Annotated in this window: 17 protein-coding genes and 8 tRNA genes; 14 read left to right on the forward strand and 11 right to left on the reverse strand. The window is 73.3% G+C overall.

The annotated features are described in order from the left end of the window. The first annotated feature begins 90 nt into the window (after nt 1–90). The 3 genes from QCN29_RS26530 to QCN29_RS26540 all read left to right on the forward strand — a co-directional run bounded on the left by QCN29_RS26530 (nt 91) and on the right by QCN29_RS26540 (nt 2054). Entirely contained in the window at nt 91–297 is a 207-nt protein-coding gene (locus QCN29_RS26530; RefSeq protein ID WP_240137301.1) for a hypothetical protein, read from the forward strand. Nucleotides 298–670: 373 nt separating this feature from the next. After that, on the forward strand, nt 671–1702 hold the full coding sequence (locus QCN29_RS26535) for a phosphotransferase family protein (protein ID WP_279931305.1): 1032 nt from the start codon (nt 671–673) through the stop codon (nt 1700–1702). A gap of 67 nt (nt 1703–1769) precedes the next feature. Next, nucleotides 1770–2054 carry a TFIIB-type zinc ribbon-containing protein gene (locus tag QCN29_RS26540; protein WP_240137299.1) on the forward strand — a complete coding sequence of 95 codons (285 nt, stop codon included), beginning with the start codon at nt 1770–1772 and terminating at the stop codon, nt 2052–2054. A 49-nt stretch (nt 2055–2103) separates the two neighbouring features. Here the strand turns inward: QCN29_RS26540 and QCN29_RS26545 are convergent. The 6 genes from QCN29_RS26545 to QCN29_RS26570 form a co-directional block, all read right to left on the reverse strand. After that, a tRNA-Val gene (locus tag QCN29_RS26545) sits at nt 2104–2178 on the reverse strand. Between the two features lie 34 nt (nt 2179–2212). Next, nucleotides 2213–2284: transfer RNA gene (locus tag QCN29_RS26550), tRNA-Val, on the reverse strand. 21 nt (nt 2285–2305) lie between these two features. Next, nucleotides 2306–2374: transfer RNA gene (locus tag QCN29_RS26555), tRNA-Val, on the reverse strand. 24 nt (nt 2375–2398) lie between these two features. Next, nucleotides 2399–2470: transfer RNA gene (locus QCN29_RS26560), tRNA-Val, on the reverse strand. A gap of 1 nt (nt 2471) precedes the next feature. After that, nucleotides 2472–2545: transfer RNA gene (locus QCN29_RS26565), tRNA-Cys, on the reverse strand. A gap of 36 nt (nt 2546–2581) precedes the next feature. Then, nucleotides 2582–2654: transfer RNA gene (locus QCN29_RS26570), tRNA-Gly, on the reverse strand. 156 nt (nt 2655–2810) lie between these two features. Here QCN29_RS26570 and QCN29_RS26575 point away from each other — a divergent pair. From QCN29_RS26575 to QCN29_RS26585, 3 genes are all read left to right on the forward strand, one after another. After that, nucleotides 2811–3860 (forward strand): chorismate-binding protein, encoded by a 1050-nt coding sequence (locus tag QCN29_RS26575; protein WP_279931308.1) that lies wholly within the window; start codon nt 2811–2813, stop codon nt 3858–3860. Continuing rightward, nucleotides 3857–4687 carry an aminotransferase class IV gene (locus tag QCN29_RS26580; protein ID WP_279931309.1) on the forward strand — a complete coding sequence of 277 codons (831 nt, stop codon included), beginning with the start codon at nt 3857–3859 and terminating at the stop codon, nt 4685–4687. The genes QCN29_RS26575 and QCN29_RS26580 overlap by 4 nt, the downstream gene beginning before the upstream one ends. Nucleotides 4688–4750: 63 nt before the next feature. Continuing rightward, on the forward strand, nt 4751–5590 hold the full coding sequence (locus QCN29_RS26585; protein ID WP_279931311.1) for a GNAT family N-acetyltransferase: 840 nt from the start codon (nt 4751–4753) through the stop codon (nt 5588–5590). Between the two features lie 296 nt (nt 5591–5886). Here the strand turns inward: QCN29_RS26585 and QCN29_RS26590 are convergent, their stop codons facing one another. After that, nucleotides 5887–6408, reverse strand: coding sequence for a DsbA family protein (locus QCN29_RS26590; protein WP_240137295.1), 522 nt, complete (start codon nt 6406–6408; stop codon nt 5887–5889). Nucleotides 6409–6568: 160 nt separating this feature from the next. Between QCN29_RS26590 and QCN29_RS26595 the strand changes: the two genes are divergently transcribed. Both QCN29_RS26595 and QCN29_RS26600 read left to right on the forward strand, forming a co-directional pair. Continuing rightward, entirely contained in the window at nt 6569–7021 is a 453-nt protein-coding gene (locus tag QCN29_RS26595; RefSeq protein WP_279931333.1) for a hypothetical protein, read from the forward strand. Between the two features lie 141 nt (nt 7022–7162). Next, the gene (locus QCN29_RS26600; RefSeq protein WP_279931337.1) at nt 7163–7372 is read left to right on the forward strand and encodes a hypothetical protein; all 210 of its coding nucleotides are present in this window, start codon (nt 7163–7165) and stop codon (nt 7370–7372) included. Nucleotides 7373–7407: 35 nt separating this feature from the next. On the opposite strand, the gene QCN29_RS26605 is transcribed toward QCN29_RS26600, so the two are convergent. Further along, complete coding sequence (locus QCN29_RS26605; protein ID WP_279931314.1) at nt 7408–7965, reverse strand: CGNR zinc finger domain-containing protein; 558 nt, start codon at nt 7963–7965, stop codon at nt 7408–7410. A gap of 195 nt (nt 7966–8160) precedes the next feature. Continuing rightward, nucleotides 8161–8574, reverse strand: a complete 414-nt coding sequence (locus QCN29_RS26610; protein WP_003959770.1) for an SsgA family sporulation/cell division regulator — start codon at nt 8572–8574, stop codon at nt 8161–8163. 190 nt (nt 8575–8764) lie between these two features. Between QCN29_RS26610 and QCN29_RS26615 the strand changes: the two genes are divergently transcribed. Next, nucleotides 8765–9286: a TIGR02611 family protein gene (locus QCN29_RS26615; RefSeq protein WP_279931316.1), complete on the forward strand. Its 522-nt coding sequence runs from the start codon at nt 8765–8767 to the stop codon at nt 9284–9286. 112 nt (nt 9287–9398) lie between these two features. Beyond that, nucleotides 9399–9470, forward strand: a tRNA-Val gene (locus QCN29_RS26620). A gap of 72 nt (nt 9471–9542) precedes the next feature. On the opposite strand, the gene QCN29_RS26625 is transcribed toward QCN29_RS26620, so the two are convergent. Next, nucleotides 9543–11957: an SCO7613 C-terminal domain-containing membrane protein gene (locus tag QCN29_RS26625; RefSeq protein ID WP_279931317.1), complete on the reverse strand. Its 2415-nt coding sequence runs from the start codon at nt 11955–11957 to the stop codon at nt 9543–9545. A gap of 92 nt (nt 11958–12049) precedes the next feature. On the opposite strand from QCN29_RS26625, the gene QCN29_RS26630 reads away from it, so the two are divergent. Further along, the gene (locus QCN29_RS26630; RefSeq protein WP_279931318.1) at nt 12050–12502 is read left to right on the forward strand and encodes an SRPBCC family protein; all 453 of its coding nucleotides are present in this window, start codon (nt 12050–12052) and stop codon (nt 12500–12502) included. A 39-nt stretch (nt 12503–12541) separates the two neighbouring features. Further along, nucleotides 12542–12613 (forward strand) — tRNA-Val (locus QCN29_RS26635). Nucleotides 12614–12678: 65 nt separating this feature from the next. Here the strand turns inward: QCN29_RS26635 and QCN29_RS26640 are convergent. Continuing rightward, complete coding sequence (locus QCN29_RS26640; RefSeq protein ID WP_279931320.1) at nt 12679–13407, reverse strand: 3'-5' exonuclease; 729 nt, start codon at nt 13405–13407, stop codon at nt 12679–12681. Between the two features lie 187 nt (nt 13408–13594). Between QCN29_RS26640 and QCN29_RS26645 the strand changes: the two genes are divergently transcribed. Together QCN29_RS26645 and QCN29_RS26650 are read left to right on the forward strand one after the other, a co-directional pair. Continuing rightward, nucleotides 13595–14161 (forward strand): DUF4365 domain-containing protein, encoded by a 567-nt coding sequence (locus QCN29_RS26645; RefSeq protein WP_240139992.1) that lies wholly within the window; start codon nt 13595–13597, stop codon nt 14159–14161. Continuing rightward, nucleotides 14161–15492, forward strand: coding sequence for a hypothetical protein (locus QCN29_RS26650; protein ID WP_279931322.1), 1332 nt, complete (start codon nt 14161–14163; stop codon nt 15490–15492). Before QCN29_RS26645 ends, QCN29_RS26650 begins: the two co-directional genes overlap by 1 nt. Nucleotides 15493–15602: the final 110 nt, after the last annotated feature.

A 15602-nucleotide genomic window follows, 5' to 3' on the forward strand; every position in this document is an offset into this window, starting at 1 on the left:
TTTCCCTAGTGTTGAGGTCAAGCGGCGGGCGCAAGCACTCGTCCCCCGAGGTCGGACGCCCGCCGCTGCCGACCACGACAGGAGAGGACCATGGCGGACACGGCTCCGCGGACACTGATCCGCACGCAGGAACGCAGGGCGCTCGCCGCGTTCGGCGGCCGTCCGTCCGGCACGCGCCACCCCCTCGTCGCAACGGCCATGGTGCTGCCGCTGGCAGCCCTGCTGGTGGTCGTCTTCGGCGGCTGGGACGCGGTGGTCGCACAGGCGTCGTCCGTGGGCGTGATGCTGGGGCGCTGAGCGGCGCCCCGGGCCCGGAAGAGCGGTCCGGGCCGGGGACATCCGGCCAACAGCCCCGTGGGGACGGGGGTGCGGCGGACGGCAGCGGTGGGCCGGTCAGCTGGGGAGCTGACCGGCCATCGCGCTGTCCGGCCATCGCGCCGTCCGGGGTACGGGGTCGGCTGCGCCCCGGCCCGCCCCTGCCCGAACCGGAGCCCGCTCCAGACCTCACGCTCCACGCCTCAATCGCAGGCGGGGCCGGATATCCCGGCCCCGCTGGGGGCGCGGCTCCCGCGCCCCTCCCTCGGGCGTAAGGTCCGTACGGACGCCGCGCCGGCGCCGCGCCGACGATCATGCTCATGACGTGCTGGGACGACGCCCGGAGGGGGAGACCATGACCGCATCCGCCGCACCAGGTGCGTCTGCCCCCGCCGCGTCCGCATCCGTCGTGCCCCTGCTCGCCGGCGTCGCCCAGTCCGTGGCCCACGCCCCCGACCGCGTCCCCTCCCGGCGGCAACCGTGCCATGCCTGCCGACAGGCGGCGCACGTGCTTGCGGAGCGGGACGACGGGACCGTGGTCCGCCATGACACGGTCGTCGCCAAGGCGCATGCCCCCGACACCGACCCGGACGCCCACCGCACCCGGCTCGCCGTCGCCGCCCACCCCCGGCTCGCCGGAGTCCTCCTGCCGCCGCTCCCCGCCACCGGCCCGCTCTTGCACGGCAGGCCCGTCAGCGCCTGGCCGTACGGACTGCCGGTCGACCCGGGCGACCCCGACGCCGCCCCCTGGGAACAGGCCGCGGCCCTGCTCGCCCGGCTGCACCGCATCGCCGCAGCGGACCTGCCGGGCCTGCCCGGGCCCCTGCCCGCCATGCGCGGACCGGCCAAGGCCGCCCTGGCCGTGGCCCGGATGGAAGGCGCCGCCGCCGCGCACCCCGCCGCCGACGCGGTCCGCCGGGCCTGGCTGCGACTGCCCGCCTGGGCGCGCGGAGAGGCGCCGCCGCCCCTCGGCGGCTCCCTCTGCCACGGGGATCTGCATCTCGGCCAGCTGGTGCGCCACCCCGCGCCACAGGGCCGCTGGCTGCTGATCGACGTCGACGACCTGGGTCTCGGCGACCCCGCCTGGGACCTCGCCCGCCCCGCGGCCTGGTATGCCGCGGGGCTGCTGCCCCCGCACGTCTGGCGGCGGTTCCTCGGCGCGTACCGCTCCGCGCAGGGGCCCGCGGTGCCCGCCGGGGCATCGGCCGACCCCTGGCCCCGGCTGGACGTCCCCGCCCGTGCGCTGACCGTCCAGACGGCCGCGCTCGCTCTGGCCAAAGCGGCCGCAGAGCGCCGCGAACCGGACGAGGTGGAACAACTCGTGCTCGACGCCTGTGTGCGGATCGCCGCCCTCCCGCCCGAGTTGGCGTGCGACCCCGCCCCGTAGGCTGAACTCCTCGTCATGGGGCAGGAGTCCCGCGACGTCGACCGACCGGCGAGGAGCTGAGCAGAGCATGCAGTGTCCCAAGTGCCATGCACCCATGCACACGTACAACCGCAGCGGCGTCCAGATCGAACAGTGCAGCGGCTGCCGCGGCATCTTCCTCGACTACGGGGAGCTGGAGTCGCTGACCCGTCTGGAGGCGCAGTGGCAGCAGCAGGCCCCGCCCCCGCCGCCCGCAGCACAGAGCTACCCCGCGGCCCCGGCCCCCGCCTGGGGCGCCCCGCACGGCGGCCACCACGGCCACCACGGGCACTACCGCAAGAAGGGCTTCGGCCGGATGCTCTTCTCCTCCTGAGGCCCGCTACGAGAGAACCCCGGTCGCCGAACGCGACCGGGGTTCCGGGTGGTGGACGATACTGGGATTGAACCAGTGACCTCTTCCGTGTCAGGGAAGCGCTCTCCCGCTGAGCTAATCGTCCTCGGGACCGCAGCCGACCGGCTGCGGGCACTGCGTGCGCGATACTGGGATTGAACCAGTGACCTCTTCCGTGTCAGGGAAGCGCTCTCCCGCTGAGCTAATCGCGCGGGGGACCTGTGCAGGTCCAGTGGACGATACTGGGATTGAACCAGTGACCTCTTCCGTGTCAGGGAAGCGCTCTCCCGCTGAGCTAATCGCGCGGGGGACCTGTGCAGGTCCAGTGGACGATACTGGGATTGAACCAGTGACCTCTTCCGTGTCAGGGAAGCGCTCTCCCGCTGAGCTAATCGTCCTTGGAGGTGGAGACGGGATTTGAACCCGTGTAGACGGCTTTGCAGGCCGTTGCCTCGCCTCTCGGCCACTCCACCCGGAGCGTAGGGGCCCGGGAATGATCCCCCACTTCGAGCGGACGACGAGATTCGAACTCGCGACCCTCACCTTGGCAAGGTGATGCTCTACCAACTGAGCCACGTCCGCCTGTCGTTTCCGGTCCGCTTCCGCGTCCCGGCGACGTGTTGAACTCTAGCGGATTCCTGGGCCAGCACAAAAACGCGTTTCCGCAGCGTGCTGAGGTGTGTGCAAGCCGGAGCGGCTGATCCGCGCCTTTCCCCCGCCCGCCATACACTCGCAGACGTGTACGACCTTGCCCCGCTGGCCCGCTTCGGCCGTATCGTCGCCTCTGATCTGCGCGATGTCACCAGCGACCCGGAAGCCCTTGACTCCACCGGCTTCTGGGCCGTCGCCGCAGACTTCGAAGGCCGTCTGACCTGCGCCCGCTTCGGAGACGTACGCCTCGAAGCGGTGCCGGAGCCCGCCCCGGGGCGTTGGCGCGGCCCCGCCGTAGACGACTGGGCGTCATCGCTCGACCGCGCCGCGTACACGGCGGGAGTACGCCGTATCCGCGAGCACATCGCGGCCGGGGACGTGTATCAGGCCAACCTCTGCCGGGTCCTGTCCGCGCCCCTGCCGGACCCCGCGGACGCCGACGTCGACGCGCTCACCGCCCTGCTGGCCCGCGGCAACCCGGCCCCGTACGCAGGAACGATCAGGCTGCCCGCCCACGGCGTCGAGATCGCCACCGCCTCGCCCGAGCTGTATCTGCGCCGCACCGGCCGCACCGTCGAGTCAGGACCCATCAAGGGCACCGGCCGCACCGCGGAGGACCTGCTGGACAAGGACCACGCCGAGAACGTGATGATCGTCGACCTGGTCCGCAACGACCTGGGCCGGGTCTGCGCCACCGGCACCGTCACCGTCCCCGACCTGTGCGCCGTGGAACCGCACCCCGGACTGGTGCATCTGGTCTCCACCGTGCGCGGCGAGCTCGCCCCCGCCGCCGGCTGGCGCGAGCTGCTCTCCGCCACCTTCCCGCCGGGCTCCGTGACCGGCGCGCCCAAGTCCAGCGCACTGCGGATCATCGAAGCCCTGGAGACCGCGCCCCGCGGCCCGTACTGCGGCGGCATCGGCTGGGTGGACGCCGACAAAGGCCGCGCGGAGCTCGCCGTCGGCATAAGGACCTTCTGGATCGACCGCCCGCAGGGCATGCTGCGCTTCGGCACCGGCGCCGGGATCACCTGGGGCTCCGACCCCGAGCGGGAGTGGCAGGAGACCGAACTGAAGGCGGACCGGCTGCTCGCGGTAGCGTCGGGAGCGTACGAGGCGATCGGAAGGACGGCCGGATGAAGCTGTGGGTCAATGGCGGGCTCAGGGACGCGGACGACGCGCTGGTCTCCGTACTCGACCACGGGCTGACCGTGGGCGACGGCATCTTCGAAACGGTCAAGGCCGTCCGCGGCCGGCCCTTCGCGCTCACCCGCCACCTCGACCGGCTGGCCCGCTCGGCCCGGGGCCTCGGGCTGCCCGAGCCCGACGCCGACGAGGTGCGCAGCGCCTGCGCCGCCGTCCTGGAAGCCAATCCGATGGAGCTGGGACGGCTGCGCATCACCTACACCGGAGGCACCTCTCCGCTCGGCTCCGACCGCGGCGCCGCCGGCCCCACGCTCGTCGTCGCCCTCGGTGAGACACCGCGCAGGCCCGACACCACCTCCGCGATCACCGTGCCCTGGACGCGCAACGAACGCGGCGCCCTGGCAGGCCTGAAGACCACCTCGTACGCGGAGAACGTCGTCGCTCTCGCCAGGGCGCTGGAGCAGGGCGCCTCCGAGGCCCTGTTCGCCAACACGGTCGGGCAGCTCTGCGAGGGCACCGGCTCCAATGTCTTCGTCGTCCTCGACGGCGAGCTGCACACCCCGCCCGTCGCCAGCGGCTGCCTGGCCGGAATCACCCGCGCCCTGACCGTGGAGTGGACCGGGGCCAGGGAGACCGATCTGCCCTTCGACGCGCTGGACCGGGCGGAGGAGGTCTTTCTGACCTCGACCCTGCGCGACGTCCAGGCCGTCGTGGGCGTCGACGGGCGCCCCCTCGGCACAGCGCCGGGACCGGTCACCGCCAAGGCCATGCGGATCTTCGAGGAGCGCGCGGCCGCGGACTGGGACCCCCTGGCGCGCTGACCGCGGGGGCATGTTCGCGCAAACGTGGTGACGGGCGGCCGCAGGACCGGTAGAACTCCCCTGATGACCACGACCCTGCGGCCGACCGGGCCGATCCAGCACGAGGCTGCGGGCGGCCGCTCGCGGGCCTACGAGGTCTGCGTCAACGGCCGCCCCGTCGGCGCCGTCGAACTCGCCACCCACCGCTCCCTGGGCCCCACGACCGGAACCATCCGCTCCCTCACCATCGACGAGGCCGACCGGCGGCGCGGCCGCGGCACGGTCGCCGCGCTCGCCGCCGAAGAGGTGCTGCGCGCCTGGGACTGCCGCCAGGTGGTCGTCTCCGTGCCGCCCGAGGCGACCGCCGCGCTGCGGCTGAGCACGGCCCTCGGCTACGTCGAGCGCAGCCGCAACATGGTCAAGCAGGTGTCGGCCGGCCCGCCGCCGCTGCCCCCGGGAACGGCCGCCCGCCCCATGAGCGAGGCGGAGTTCGAGCCGTGGCGTCAGGCGGCCGTCGCGGCCTATGCGCAGAGCTGGGCCGACCGCGGCCTCAGCCCCCAGCAGGCCCGTGCCAAGTCGACGGCCGACCACGAAGGAGCACTTCCGCAGGGTCTCGCCACACCCGGGACCTGGCTGCGTGTGCTGAGCCGCGGCGAGGAGCGCCTGGGCACTCTGTTCGCCGGCCGGACCGAGGTCCTTCCGGGCGAACAGGGTGTGTATGTGTACGACGTCGAGGTCCGGGCGGCACACCGAGGGCAGGGGCACGGGCGCTCCCTGATGCTGCTGGCCGAGCACATCGCGCGGGACGCCGGGCTGGGCCTCGTAGGGCTCCATGTGTTCGCCGCCAACACTCCGGCGGTCCGGCTGTACGAGTCGCTCGGCTACCGGGTCACGGCCGTCAACGCTGCCAAGCCGCTCCTCTGACCGCGGTGGGGGAGCCCCGAGGGGCGCGGGGGCGGCAACGGTGGGGGAGCCTCGAAGGGCGCGGGGGCGGCAACGGTGGGGGAGCCTCGAAGGGCGCGGGGCGGCAATGGTGGGGGAGCCCCCGAGCGCGCGGGCTGTATCGGTACGCGGCTCCGCCGTGTGGGCGCGACCGGCCAGGACGCGCCGGCATCCGCTCGACGGCTGATCGCGGCACGTCCCGCGCAGCGCTGAGGGGCCTTGGCGTCCCGCGCGGACCGCCTTCGTCGAGAGGCGGCCCGCCGCCGGAGGACGCGGCGTCAGGACGCGGCGAGCAGCCGGTCGGCGATCTCCTCGACGCGCTCCCGCAGCCCCTCCTGGCTCTTGCCGCCGTCCAGCCGCCGGCCGTCGACCACATAGGTCGGGGTTCCCGTGACCCCGATGGCCTTGCCCTCCGCCTGGTCGGCGTCCACGATCAGAATGTGCCGGCCGTCGATCAGCGCCGTGTCGAACTCCTCGGCGTCCAGGCCCATTTCCCCCGCCAGGCGTACCAGGAACCGCTCGCCTTCGGCGTCCAGCTCCGCGATCCGCTCCAGCACCGCCTCCGCGTACGGCCAGCCCTGCCCCTGCACGGCGGCCTCCTCGGCGGCCTGGGCCGCGGCGAAGGCGTGCTTGTGCTTCTCCAGGGGGAAGTGCCGCAGCCGCAGCTCCAGCCGGTCGCCGTAGCGGGCACGCAGGGCACGCAGATCCGTCAGGGCGGTCCGGCAGTCGGGGCACTGGAGCTCGCACCAGACCTCGAGGATCGGGCGGGGCGCGGGCTGCGCGGCAGTGGAGTCGTTCATGGGGCCAGTCTTCCAGCCCGTCGACCGGAACCGGGACCTGGGGAGGAGGCCGTCCCGGAGATCTCCCTGAGGTCGTCCAGGGGCCATGGCCCCCAGGCGGCCGCACGGTGCAGGATGGAAGGGGACGTACCCGCTCATGCCGCCGAGCCTGGAGGACCGGATGCTTGCCGAGACCATTTGTTCCGCGGTGTCCGCGGCGGGCCTGGGCATCGCCGCGATCACGGCCTATCGCAAACGCTTCCTCGCCGCGGCCCGGATCACCGCCTACTCGCTGGTGCCCATCGGGCTGGTGCTGACGGGCGCGGTGGAGTGGGCCGTCGACACCGCCTTCAGCCCGACGGCATGGGTCGGCTTCGGCCTGCTCGGCGGCGCCTGGCTGCTGTTCATGACCACTCGGGCCGTCGAGCGGCGCTCGATGGGCGCTCGCAAGGAGAGCGCGGCATTGGAGCCCGGGGCCTCGCAGCCGTCCCTCGGGGCCGGCGGTCCCGCGGCCGGTCGGCAGACGAAGCCGGCGAAGCCCGCGAAGGGAGCGCAGCCCTCGAAGTCCAAGGCCGCCGGCGACGGAGACGACTTCAGCGACATCGAGGCGATCCTGAAGAAGCACGGCATCTGAGGCCGACGCAGGGCCGACGCAGGGCCGACGGCGGGTGACCATGCCGCGGCCTACGAGTCCCCCGCCGTCGGTGAACCGACCAAGATCTCACAGGTCGGGACACGCCGTGGGGGAAGTGGTGAACTCACCATCCTCCAGTGCGTGTTACGTGATCACCGGAGCGTGCGCTGCGTCATCATCGGCCCCGAGATGCTCGAGACCACCCGGGGCGATTCCCCCGCACCGACCCAGCCGGACCAGCAGCCGCGAGGCTGCCTGTTCGCCCTCTCCCAGCCGCCGCTGATGATCTTCCTCGGAGTGATCGGCTTTCTGCTGCTCATGGCCGCCGTCCACGATCTCTTCCTGCTGTGAGCGGACCCCGAGCCGTCAGGCGTCGTCGCCGGAGGTCAGCGCGCCGCTTCCCGGCGGCGCGCCCGGTACGCGGCGACATGCAGCCGGTTGCCGCAGGTGCGGCTGTCGCAGTAGCGGCGCGAGCGGTTGCGCGACAGATCGACGAAGGCGCGGCCGCAGTCGGGCGCCTCGCAGCGGCGCAGCCGGTCCCGCTCGCCCGCGACGACGAAGAAGGCCAGGGCCATCCCGCAGTCGGCGGCGAGATGGTCGGCGATCGACGCACCCGGCGCGAAGTAGTGCACATGCCAGTCGTAGCCGTCGTGGTCGGTCAGCTGCGGGGTGGTGCCCGCGGCCGCCACCAGCTCGTTGATCAGTCCGGCCGCGGTCCGGCTGTCCGGCGCGGCGAAGATCCCGGCGAACTGCCTCCGCGCACCGTGCACGGCCTGCAGGTCCTTGGGGCCGAGCGTTCCCACGCCGCTCATGCTGTGCCGGTCCGCGAACGCGTACAGCGCTGCGACGTCCGGCAGCGCCTCGTCCCTGTCGTCCGCGGGTTCGGTGTTCACCAGATCGACGACAGCGTCGAGGGCGATACGGGTGTCGTGGGGGATCAGCACGATTCGCTCCCTGGCCGGCTTCGGGCGGGTGCCCGTCGAATTGCGCTGACTCTAGCGGTTCGCGCAGACGCGCACCGACGCCGTGACCGCGGCGGGAATGCGGGCGGTGACGGCGTCGGCGTCCGGCGTATATGACTCTGTGTGCGCGGCGCCGTCTCCCCGAGTAAGACGGCGCCGTGCGGCGCTCGGCCTGGCTCAGCTCTCGGCCAGGATGTGTGACAGCTCCGTGTCCAGGTCGAAGTGGCGATGCTCGGTGCCGGGCGGCACGGCCGCGTCCGTCCGCTTCAGGAACGACTCCAGGGCCCGCGCCGGGGCCTCGAGCAGCGCCTCGCCCTCCGGGGAGCTGAGTGCGATGCAGACGACGCCCTGGCCATGGCTGCGGGACGGCCAGACCCGGACGTCGCCGGTGCCGGTGGGCCGGTGCAGACCCTCGGCGAGAAGGTCGCGGGCGAACACCCACTCGACCGTCTCCTCGGCTCCGGTGTGGAAGGTGGCATGCACGGCATAGGGGTCGGCCGTGTCATACCGCAGGCCCGCGGGTACAGGCAGTGAAGACTCGCTCGAAACTACGAGGCGCAGGTGCAGCTCGCAGCTGACCGTGGTGTTCATAAGCGCCAGGGCCTTTCGCTCAGTGTGCGCTCGGGGATTCGCACGTCGGCGAAATCGACATGCCACCTACGGTGGCGATGTAAACCCCTCTGACCGTTTTGTGTTTCTTCAAGTCGCTCATACGGGCCTGGACTGGTTTGTGATATACGGCCATTCCAGTGAAGTCGATCGATCCGGTAGGTTTGGCACTATGAGCGCGGAGAGTGACGAGCGGGGGAAGGGCGTCGCGGCGACGGCCTCACAGCCCGCGACGGGGGACGTGACGGCCTCGGTCCACGGCGGTCGGGAGGAGACCGCTCACAAGGGGGTCGCCGAGGCGGCGGAATCGACGGCCGAGGAGGAACCGCAGCTGGGCTCGCGGGCGCCGGAGTTCATCCAGCGCTCCAGGACCCTCCATGTGAGCTGGCAGGTCGGCGTGTTCGTCGTCGGTCTCGCCGTCGTGGGAGCCGGCGCCGCGATGCTGGTGCTGCCGGGCCCCGGCTGGCTGGTGATCTTCGCGGGCATGGCGATCTGGGCCACCGAGTTCGTCTGGGCGCAGATCGTGCTCCGCTGGACCAAGCGCAAGGTCACCGAAGCCGCCCACCGCGCCCTGGACCCCAGGGTCCGGCGGCGGAACATCATTCTCACCGTCGTGGGGCTGGTCGTCGCCGCGGCGCTGCTCGCGGTCTATGTGTGGAAGTTCGGCATCGTCATGCCGTGGGGCATCGGCTAGTGCCGCGACCGGGCTGGTGCCGCGACCCGGCAGAGCGTGCCGGGAGGGGCACTGGTGACCGGAAAGTGGTCGGAGGCACCCGCTGACATGGGGTAATGTTTGCGGTGCGCCCGGGCGATTAGCTCAGCGGGAGAGCGCTTCGTTCACACCGAAGAGGTCACTGGTTCGAACCCAGTATCGCCCACTTGTCCGGACCGAAGGCCATGGAGACGCTGAGTCTCCATGGCCTTCGGCGTCCCCGCCCGCCGACGCCAGGTCAGCTCATCCGGCCGAGCGCATCCCGCAGCCTCCGTGCCTCCCGCAGCCGCTGCTCGTACGTCGCACCCATGGCCAGCAGCGCCAGACCCGCCAGAGCCGGCGGCAGCCAGCGCGGCAGCACCCCCACGGCCTGCACCGCGTACGGCATCAACTCGTGCAGGGCGACCGCGGCCAGCACCGCGCCGCCCAGCACCAGCGGAGCCTGCAGCCGCAGCCGCGCCCCGGCCAGGGTGACCGCCAGCGCCGCGACCCCCAGCAGCAGCGGCCGCAGCCAGTGCCCCTCGCCCCAGGCCGCCGCCAGGCTGGGAACCAGCGTCACCGCGAGACCCGGTCCGTACGCGGACCAGGACGATGCCTCGGCGTCGCCCCGTCGTCGCAGCACCCCTACGGCCAGCACCGCGACGGACACCGACGCCGTGTACGCCTCCGGCACGGTCACGTCCGCCGCCGCAAGCCACGCCCACGTCGCCGCCGTGAGCAGCGCCGCCGAGGCGTACCCGGCGCCCGGACGGCGCTCCGCCCGCAGCGCCGTCCCCCCGGCGATCACCCCGCCGAGCGCCAGCACCCCGCCCAGCCACGTCGCGTCCCCGGCAGCGAGTCCTACCGCGGTCAGCCCCGCCGCCGCCCCCGTCACCTCGAGCGGGACGGTCACCGGGCGCCGCCCCAGCCGGGCAGCCGCCAGAGCCGCCGCCGCGGGCACGGCAAGCAGCGCCACGGCCGCCTGATGCGCCGCCAGGCCCGCCGCGGCCGCCCCCGCCCCCACCAGACCCGCCGCACACACGGTCGCCGTACAGGCGAACACCGCCTGCACCGCCCGTCCGGCCCCGGAGCGCGCAAACAGCACGCCCAGACAGAACACCGCCACAAGCACCCCGAGCACCGCGAACGTCGCCGTCCGCGTCGCCAGCCCCGCCAGAACGGCGCTCGCGCCGCCCGCCAGCGCGCACGCCGTCGAGACCTCGGCGAGCCCCGGCCACCCCGTACCCCGCACGGCCACCAGGACCACCGTGCAGGTGACCGCCAGCACCCAGGCCAACCCCGCGCCGTCCCCGGCCCCGAGCCCGACCGGCAGCACCATCCCGGCGCTCCACACCAGCGCTGCCGCACCACCGGCCCGGCCGCCCGGCGCCCCCGGCCACTGCCACAGCACCGCCGCACCTGCCAGCAGGATCAGCACCGCCGGCAGCCCGCCCGGCTCCGCCGGCACCAGGCCCCCGGACGAGTACGCGGCCGCCGTCGGGCCCGACCAGACCCCCTCCAGCCGTGCTGCCGGACCCAGCAGAGCCCCCGCAAGCAGCAGCGGCAAGGTGCACAGGACCGCGCCCCCGGCCACCGAGACCGCCGCATACGACAGCCCCTGCGCGACCGGACCCGCTCGACCGGACCGCGCCCCCGCCCGCACGGCTCCCGACACCGCCGCCGCACACAGCGCGTACCCCAGAACCGCCCACCCGTCGGGCGTCGCCGCCCGCACCACGCCACCGGCCCCCACGACCGCGAGCAGCCCCGCTCCGGCCGCCAGACCCGCCGCCGCCCCGGGCAGCCGCCGGGCCGCCCACACCAGCACCCCCGCGGCCGTGAACAGCAGCGCCCCCGGCAGGACCGCAGCCGTCGCGGAATCCGCCGTCACCGACTGCACGCCCGCGATCAGCAGCGCCCAGCAGCCCGTCAGCCCCGCCCCGGCGGCGGCCACCACCCGCACTGCGGACGGAACAGCCCTCCCGGCCCCCGCCGCGAGCACGACGTCCAGGACCGCCGTCGCCAGCAGCGCCCACTCCAGCGCCGGCCCCCCGGACCCCGCGGACCATGCCCACAGCGGCGGCGGCCACTGCACGGCCAGCACAGCCGCCGGCAGCGGAACCCGCAGCCGCCCCAACGCCAGGCCGTACGCCGCCCACACCGCCGCCAGCACGGCGGCGGCGAGCGCCCAGAACACCCGCCCTTCCACACCCGTGAACACCACCCGGTGCAGCGCATACGCATCGAGCACCGTCAGCACCAGCGCAATCGCGGCCACCGACTCCGCCGTCGACGCGAGCCGTCGGCGCAGCAGCGCCGCGGGCGCCGCCAGCGCGGCCGCCGTCACCAGCCCCAGCACCGCGCCGCGGCCGCCGATGCCCAGCCGCCCCCAGCTCACCAGCGTGAACGCCACCGCCGCGACCGCGAGCAGCACCCCGCCCAGTGCCAACAGCACATTCTGGACGCTCGTCGGCGTCGCCTCCGGCCCGCCCCGCGGCCCGACGGCCGTCGCAGGACGCCTGACGGGCACGGCCGCAGGCGGCCCGAACCCGTCGTACGGCATGCTCAGCAGCTGCGCCCGGCGCGCCAGCAACTGAGCCCGGCGTGCCTCCAGTCGCGCCAGCTCCCGGTCGAGCGTCGACAGCTCGACGGCCGGCGGCGGTACGTTCTCCATGCGCCGCAGTGTGGCCCCCGCCACAGTGCCCGTCATGCGCCCGGGTACTCAGGTCCCGTCTGAGTACCCCCATCACGGCGCACACTTGCCCCATGCGCTTCAGCCACTTCCGCTTCCGCAGCGTCTGGCAGCTGCCCGCTCCGCCCGACGCCGTCTACGCCGCACTGGAGCGTGCCGAGGAGTATCCGCGCTGGTGGCCCCAGGTCCGCTCCGTCACCGGCCTCGGCGACGACAGCGGCGCCGCGCGCTTCCGCTCACTCCTCCCGTACGACCTGCGCGTCACCGCCAGCGCCACCCGGAAGGACCCGCACGCCCGCGTCCTGGAGATCGCCATGCACGGCGACCTGGAGGGCTGGGCGCGCTGGACGGTCACCGCACACGGTCCGGGCGCCCGGGCCCTGTACGAGCAGGAGGTCGACGTCCGCAAACCCCTCATGCGGTTGCTCGCACTGCCCTGCCGACCGCTCTTCGTCGCCAACCACGCCGCCATGATGCGCAGCGGCAGACGCGGCCTCACCGCCCTCCTCAGCAGGGGCGGAGTTTGAACGAACGCCTCGGCAGCCTGTATGGTTCAGTGCGTTCCCGGGCGATTAGCTCAGCGGGAGAGCGCTTCGTTCACACCGAAGAGGTCACTGGTTCGAACCCAGTATCGCCCACAGCAGCAGGCCGGTCCGTCAATGACGGACCGGCTTCGTGCGTTCTGCGCACCCGGCCGTACGACTCAGGCGGCCGCGGGCAGTTCGGGCCGCAGCGGCCATGACGGATCCACCGACTCCTCAGGCATCCCGCTGCGCGCGAACCACGCCTGCAGACCGCGCGCCTGCGCCGCGTGCCACACCGCCTGCAGCGTATGCAGCTCGGCCGGCGACAACCGCTCCAGCCGCGAAGCGAACCGCCGGCCCACCGCCCGGACGACCTCAAGCGCCGCCGTCGCGTCCGCCGCCGCGTCATGCGCCCCCGCCAACTCCACCTCGTAGTGCGCGCACAGGTCCGCAAGCGTGCGACGTCCCTTGCGGTAGCGGTCCAGATGCTTGTCCAGCACCCGCGGATCCAGCACGCACAGCGGCACGTTCTCCAGATAGCGGCACAGCGACGACGCCCGGTGCCGACGCAGTTCGCGGTCCAGAAGCGTCAGATCGAACGGAGCGTTCATCACCACCAGCGGCCGCGCCGCCGCACACTGCTCGGCCAGCGCACGCGCCATCTCCTCCATCACCGGCGCGGGCCACCGGCCGTGGCGGTGCAGATGCTCCTCCGTCAGACCGTGCACCTCGGTCGCCTCCGCGGGCACCGGCACACCCGGATCGACCAGCCACCGCGTTGTCCGCGGCTGCCCGCCCGCCAGGTCCTGCACGACCAGCGCGGCCGAGACGATGCGGTCCTCCTCGACGTCCACACCCGTCGTCTCCGTGTCAAATGCGGCCAGGGGGCCGTCATACCAGTGCGTCATCCCCGAACTCCTCGCACATGCCGGGCAGATGGCGTCGTCCCCCTGCCCGAATCGGTGATACCCGGGCTGTTTGCCCCGTACGCCGTTTGCGCCGAGGTCTGTCGGGTCACAACACAGTTGACGGGCGGAAACGTTGACGCGCCGTCACGGCGAATCGATCGGCACTGCCGGGAAGGCACACGGAGCCATGGCGCTCGCGCAGCCTGAATCGGGCGGGCTGCTGCCCCAGCGGACGGCACCGCTGCGCGGCGCACTCGCCACCACCGCCTGTATGGAGACCCTCCAGGTGGGCTATCTGCACGCCGTCGCGGCGGCGGCCGGATGCTCGCTCTCCCAGCCGTTCCCGGACAACGGCATCGACTGGCACGTCAGCCACAGCTCGGCCCGCCATGCAGTCGACGACGAGATCACCATCAAGGTGCAGCTCAAATGCACCTACCAGATACCCCCGCACCCACCGGCCCGGGCGTTCTCCTTCACCCTCGACAACGACCATCTGGTGAAGCTGGCCCGCACCCCGGTCTCCGTGCACAAGATCCTCGTCGTGATGCTCGTACCGCGCACCCAGGACGAATGGCTGCGGGCCAGCCATGACCGGCTCGATCTGCGCCACTGCTGCTACTGGATCAATCTGGCCGGCCACCCGGTGACGGGCCGGCGCAGAACCAATGTGCGGATACAGACCTCGCGGATCTTCGACGACCGGGCGCTCTGCGAGATCATGACCCGGGTCGGGGCGGGAGGGAGACCCTGATGCACGGTCCACACAACCCACACAACCCACACAGCCCTTGTGAGCCACACAGCCCTCGTGAGCCTCACGGTCCATGCGAGACGCACGTCCCACACCGGCCGCACAGCGAGACGACGGCCCCGCCGACCACCCGCCTCCACCCGCCGGGCGAACCGCCCGACGCCCACTGGTACGGGACCGCCGCGCACCCCGACCCCGCCCGGATCGACCCAGCAATCCTCAGCGCCCTCCTCGCCCGCCACGGCTGGCGACGCCGGGGCGGGGCCCCCGGACGGTACGCCCGCTGGACCCCGCCCGGCCCCGCCGCCGGCACCAGCCTCCTCGTCCCCGACAGCCGCTCCTTCCCCGACTGCGAAGACCTCATCGGGGAAGCCCTCACCGCCCTCGAACGCAGCTCCGTCCCCTCCGCCCGCGAGGTGCTCGTCGGCCTCACCCTCGTCGGCGACGAGATCCGCTGGCACCGCGACGTGCCCCAGGGGCCTTCCGGGGCCGCCGCCTGGACCGTGCAGGAACAACTGCGCACCGCGGCCCGCCAGACGCTGCTCGCCGCGGCCCTCGCCGTCCGCGGCCGCGCCGGCTACTACGGCGCACGCCACCGCAGGCAGGCCCAGGCCTCCCTGGAAAGCGTCCTCGTCGCCCCCGCCTCCGGCGGCAGCACACTCACCGCGTTCGTGCCCGTCGACACCGGCCGCCCCGTCGCCGTACGCCTCTACCACGCACTCCAGGCCGCCCGGGAGGCCATCGACTACCAGCGCGCGACCGGCGGCATGGAAGCCTTCGACACCGCGGTGCAGGCGGGCGTCAGCCGGGAGCTCACCGAGGCCGTCATCGCACTCGTACGCGGATCGGAGGGGGCGCGGATCGCGGTCGAGTGGTCGCCCGCCGCCGGCGTCCCGCAGGGCTGCGCGCCCCGAGGTGAGCCCGTCGAGTTCTCCCCCGGTGATCTGCCGGCCCTCCGGGAGGCCGGCGCACGCTACCTCAAGGACGAGCCCTCGGTGCCCGTGCGGATCACCGGCGCGGTGGTGCGGATGCGCCGCTCCGGGCCGCGCGGCGAGGGGACCGTACGGCTGAGGGTGCTCGCCGGGGCCGAAGTGCCGCACGTCCGCGTGGCCCTGGACGAGGACTCCTACCGCACCGCAGGCCACGCCCACCTGGTCGGACTGCCGATCCGCGTGGTCGGCCGCCTGGAGAGCCGCGGCGGCTTCCGCAGGCTCAGCGACGCCTCCCATGTGGTGCCCGTACAGGTCGACGAGTCCGAGCGGGACCGGCTGATGAAGTCGCTCTACGAGAACCTGGACTTCTTCGAGGACGCCTGCGGCCCCGGCGAGTGAGCTCCCGTGCGAGGGACGAGTGAGCTCCCGTGCGAGGGAGGGGCGGCAAACCGTTTCGCGCGCGGTCGGCTCGGCTCGGTACGATTCGACGTGCGCACGCGAGACCAGCG

The organism is Streptomyces chengmaiensis (assembly GCF_029846775.1).
Classification (GTDB): Bacteria; Actinomycetota; Actinomycetes; order Streptomycetales; family Streptomycetaceae; genus Streptomyces; species Streptomyces chengmaiensis.

Excerpts from the sequence above, each read along its gene's own strand:
- QCN29_RS26530 (WP_240137301.1), top strand. The coding sequence starts at position 91 with ATGGCGGACACGGCTCCGCGGACACTGATCCGCACGCAGGAACGCAGG.
- QCN29_RS26535 (WP_279931305.1), top strand. The coding sequence starts at position 671 with ATGACCGCATCCGCCGCACCAGGTGCGTCTGCCCCCGCCGCGTCCGCA.
- QCN29_RS26540 (WP_240137299.1), top strand. The coding sequence starts at position 1,770 with ATGCAGTGTCCCAAGTGCCATGCACCCATGCACACGTACAACCGCAGC.
- QCN29_RS26580 (WP_279931309.1), top strand. The coding sequence starts at position 3,857 with ATGAAGCTGTGGGTCAATGGCGGGCTCAGGGACGCGGACGACGCGCTG.
- QCN29_RS26585 (WP_279931311.1), top strand. The coding sequence starts at position 4,751 with ATGACCACGACCCTGCGGCCGACCGGGCCGATCCAGCACGAGGCTGCG.
- QCN29_RS26590 (WP_240137295.1), bottom strand. The coding sequence starts at position 6,408 with ATGAACGACTCCACTGCCGCGCAGCCCGCGCCCCGCCCGATCCTCGAG.
- QCN29_RS26595 (WP_279931333.1), top strand. The coding sequence starts at position 6,569 with ATGCTTGCCGAGACCATTTGTTCCGCGGTGTCCGCGGCGGGCCTGGGC.
- QCN29_RS26610 (WP_003959770.1), bottom strand. The coding sequence starts at position 8,574 with ATGAACACCACGGTCAGCTGCGAGCTGCACCTGCGCCTCGTAGTTTCG.
- QCN29_RS26615 (WP_279931316.1), top strand. The coding sequence starts at position 8,765 with ATGAGCGCGGAGAGTGACGAGCGGGGGAAGGGCGTCGCGGCGACGGCC.
- QCN29_RS26625 (WP_279931317.1), bottom strand. The coding sequence starts at position 11,957 with ATGGAGAACGTACCGCCGCCGGCCGTCGAGCTGTCGACGCTCGACCGG.
- QCN29_RS26630 (WP_279931318.1), top strand. The coding sequence starts at position 12,050 with ATGCGCTTCAGCCACTTCCGCTTCCGCAGCGTCTGGCAGCTGCCCGCT.
- QCN29_RS26640 (WP_279931320.1), bottom strand. The coding sequence starts at position 13,407 with ATGACGCACTGGTATGACGGCCCCCTGGCCGCATTTGACACGGAGACG.
- QCN29_RS26645 (WP_240139992.1), top strand. The coding sequence starts at position 13,595 with ATGGCGCTCGCGCAGCCTGAATCGGGCGGGCTGCTGCCCCAGCGGACG.
- QCN29_RS26650 (WP_279931322.1), top strand. The coding sequence starts at position 14,161 with ATGCACGGTCCACACAACCCACACAACCCACACAGCCCTTGTGAGCCA.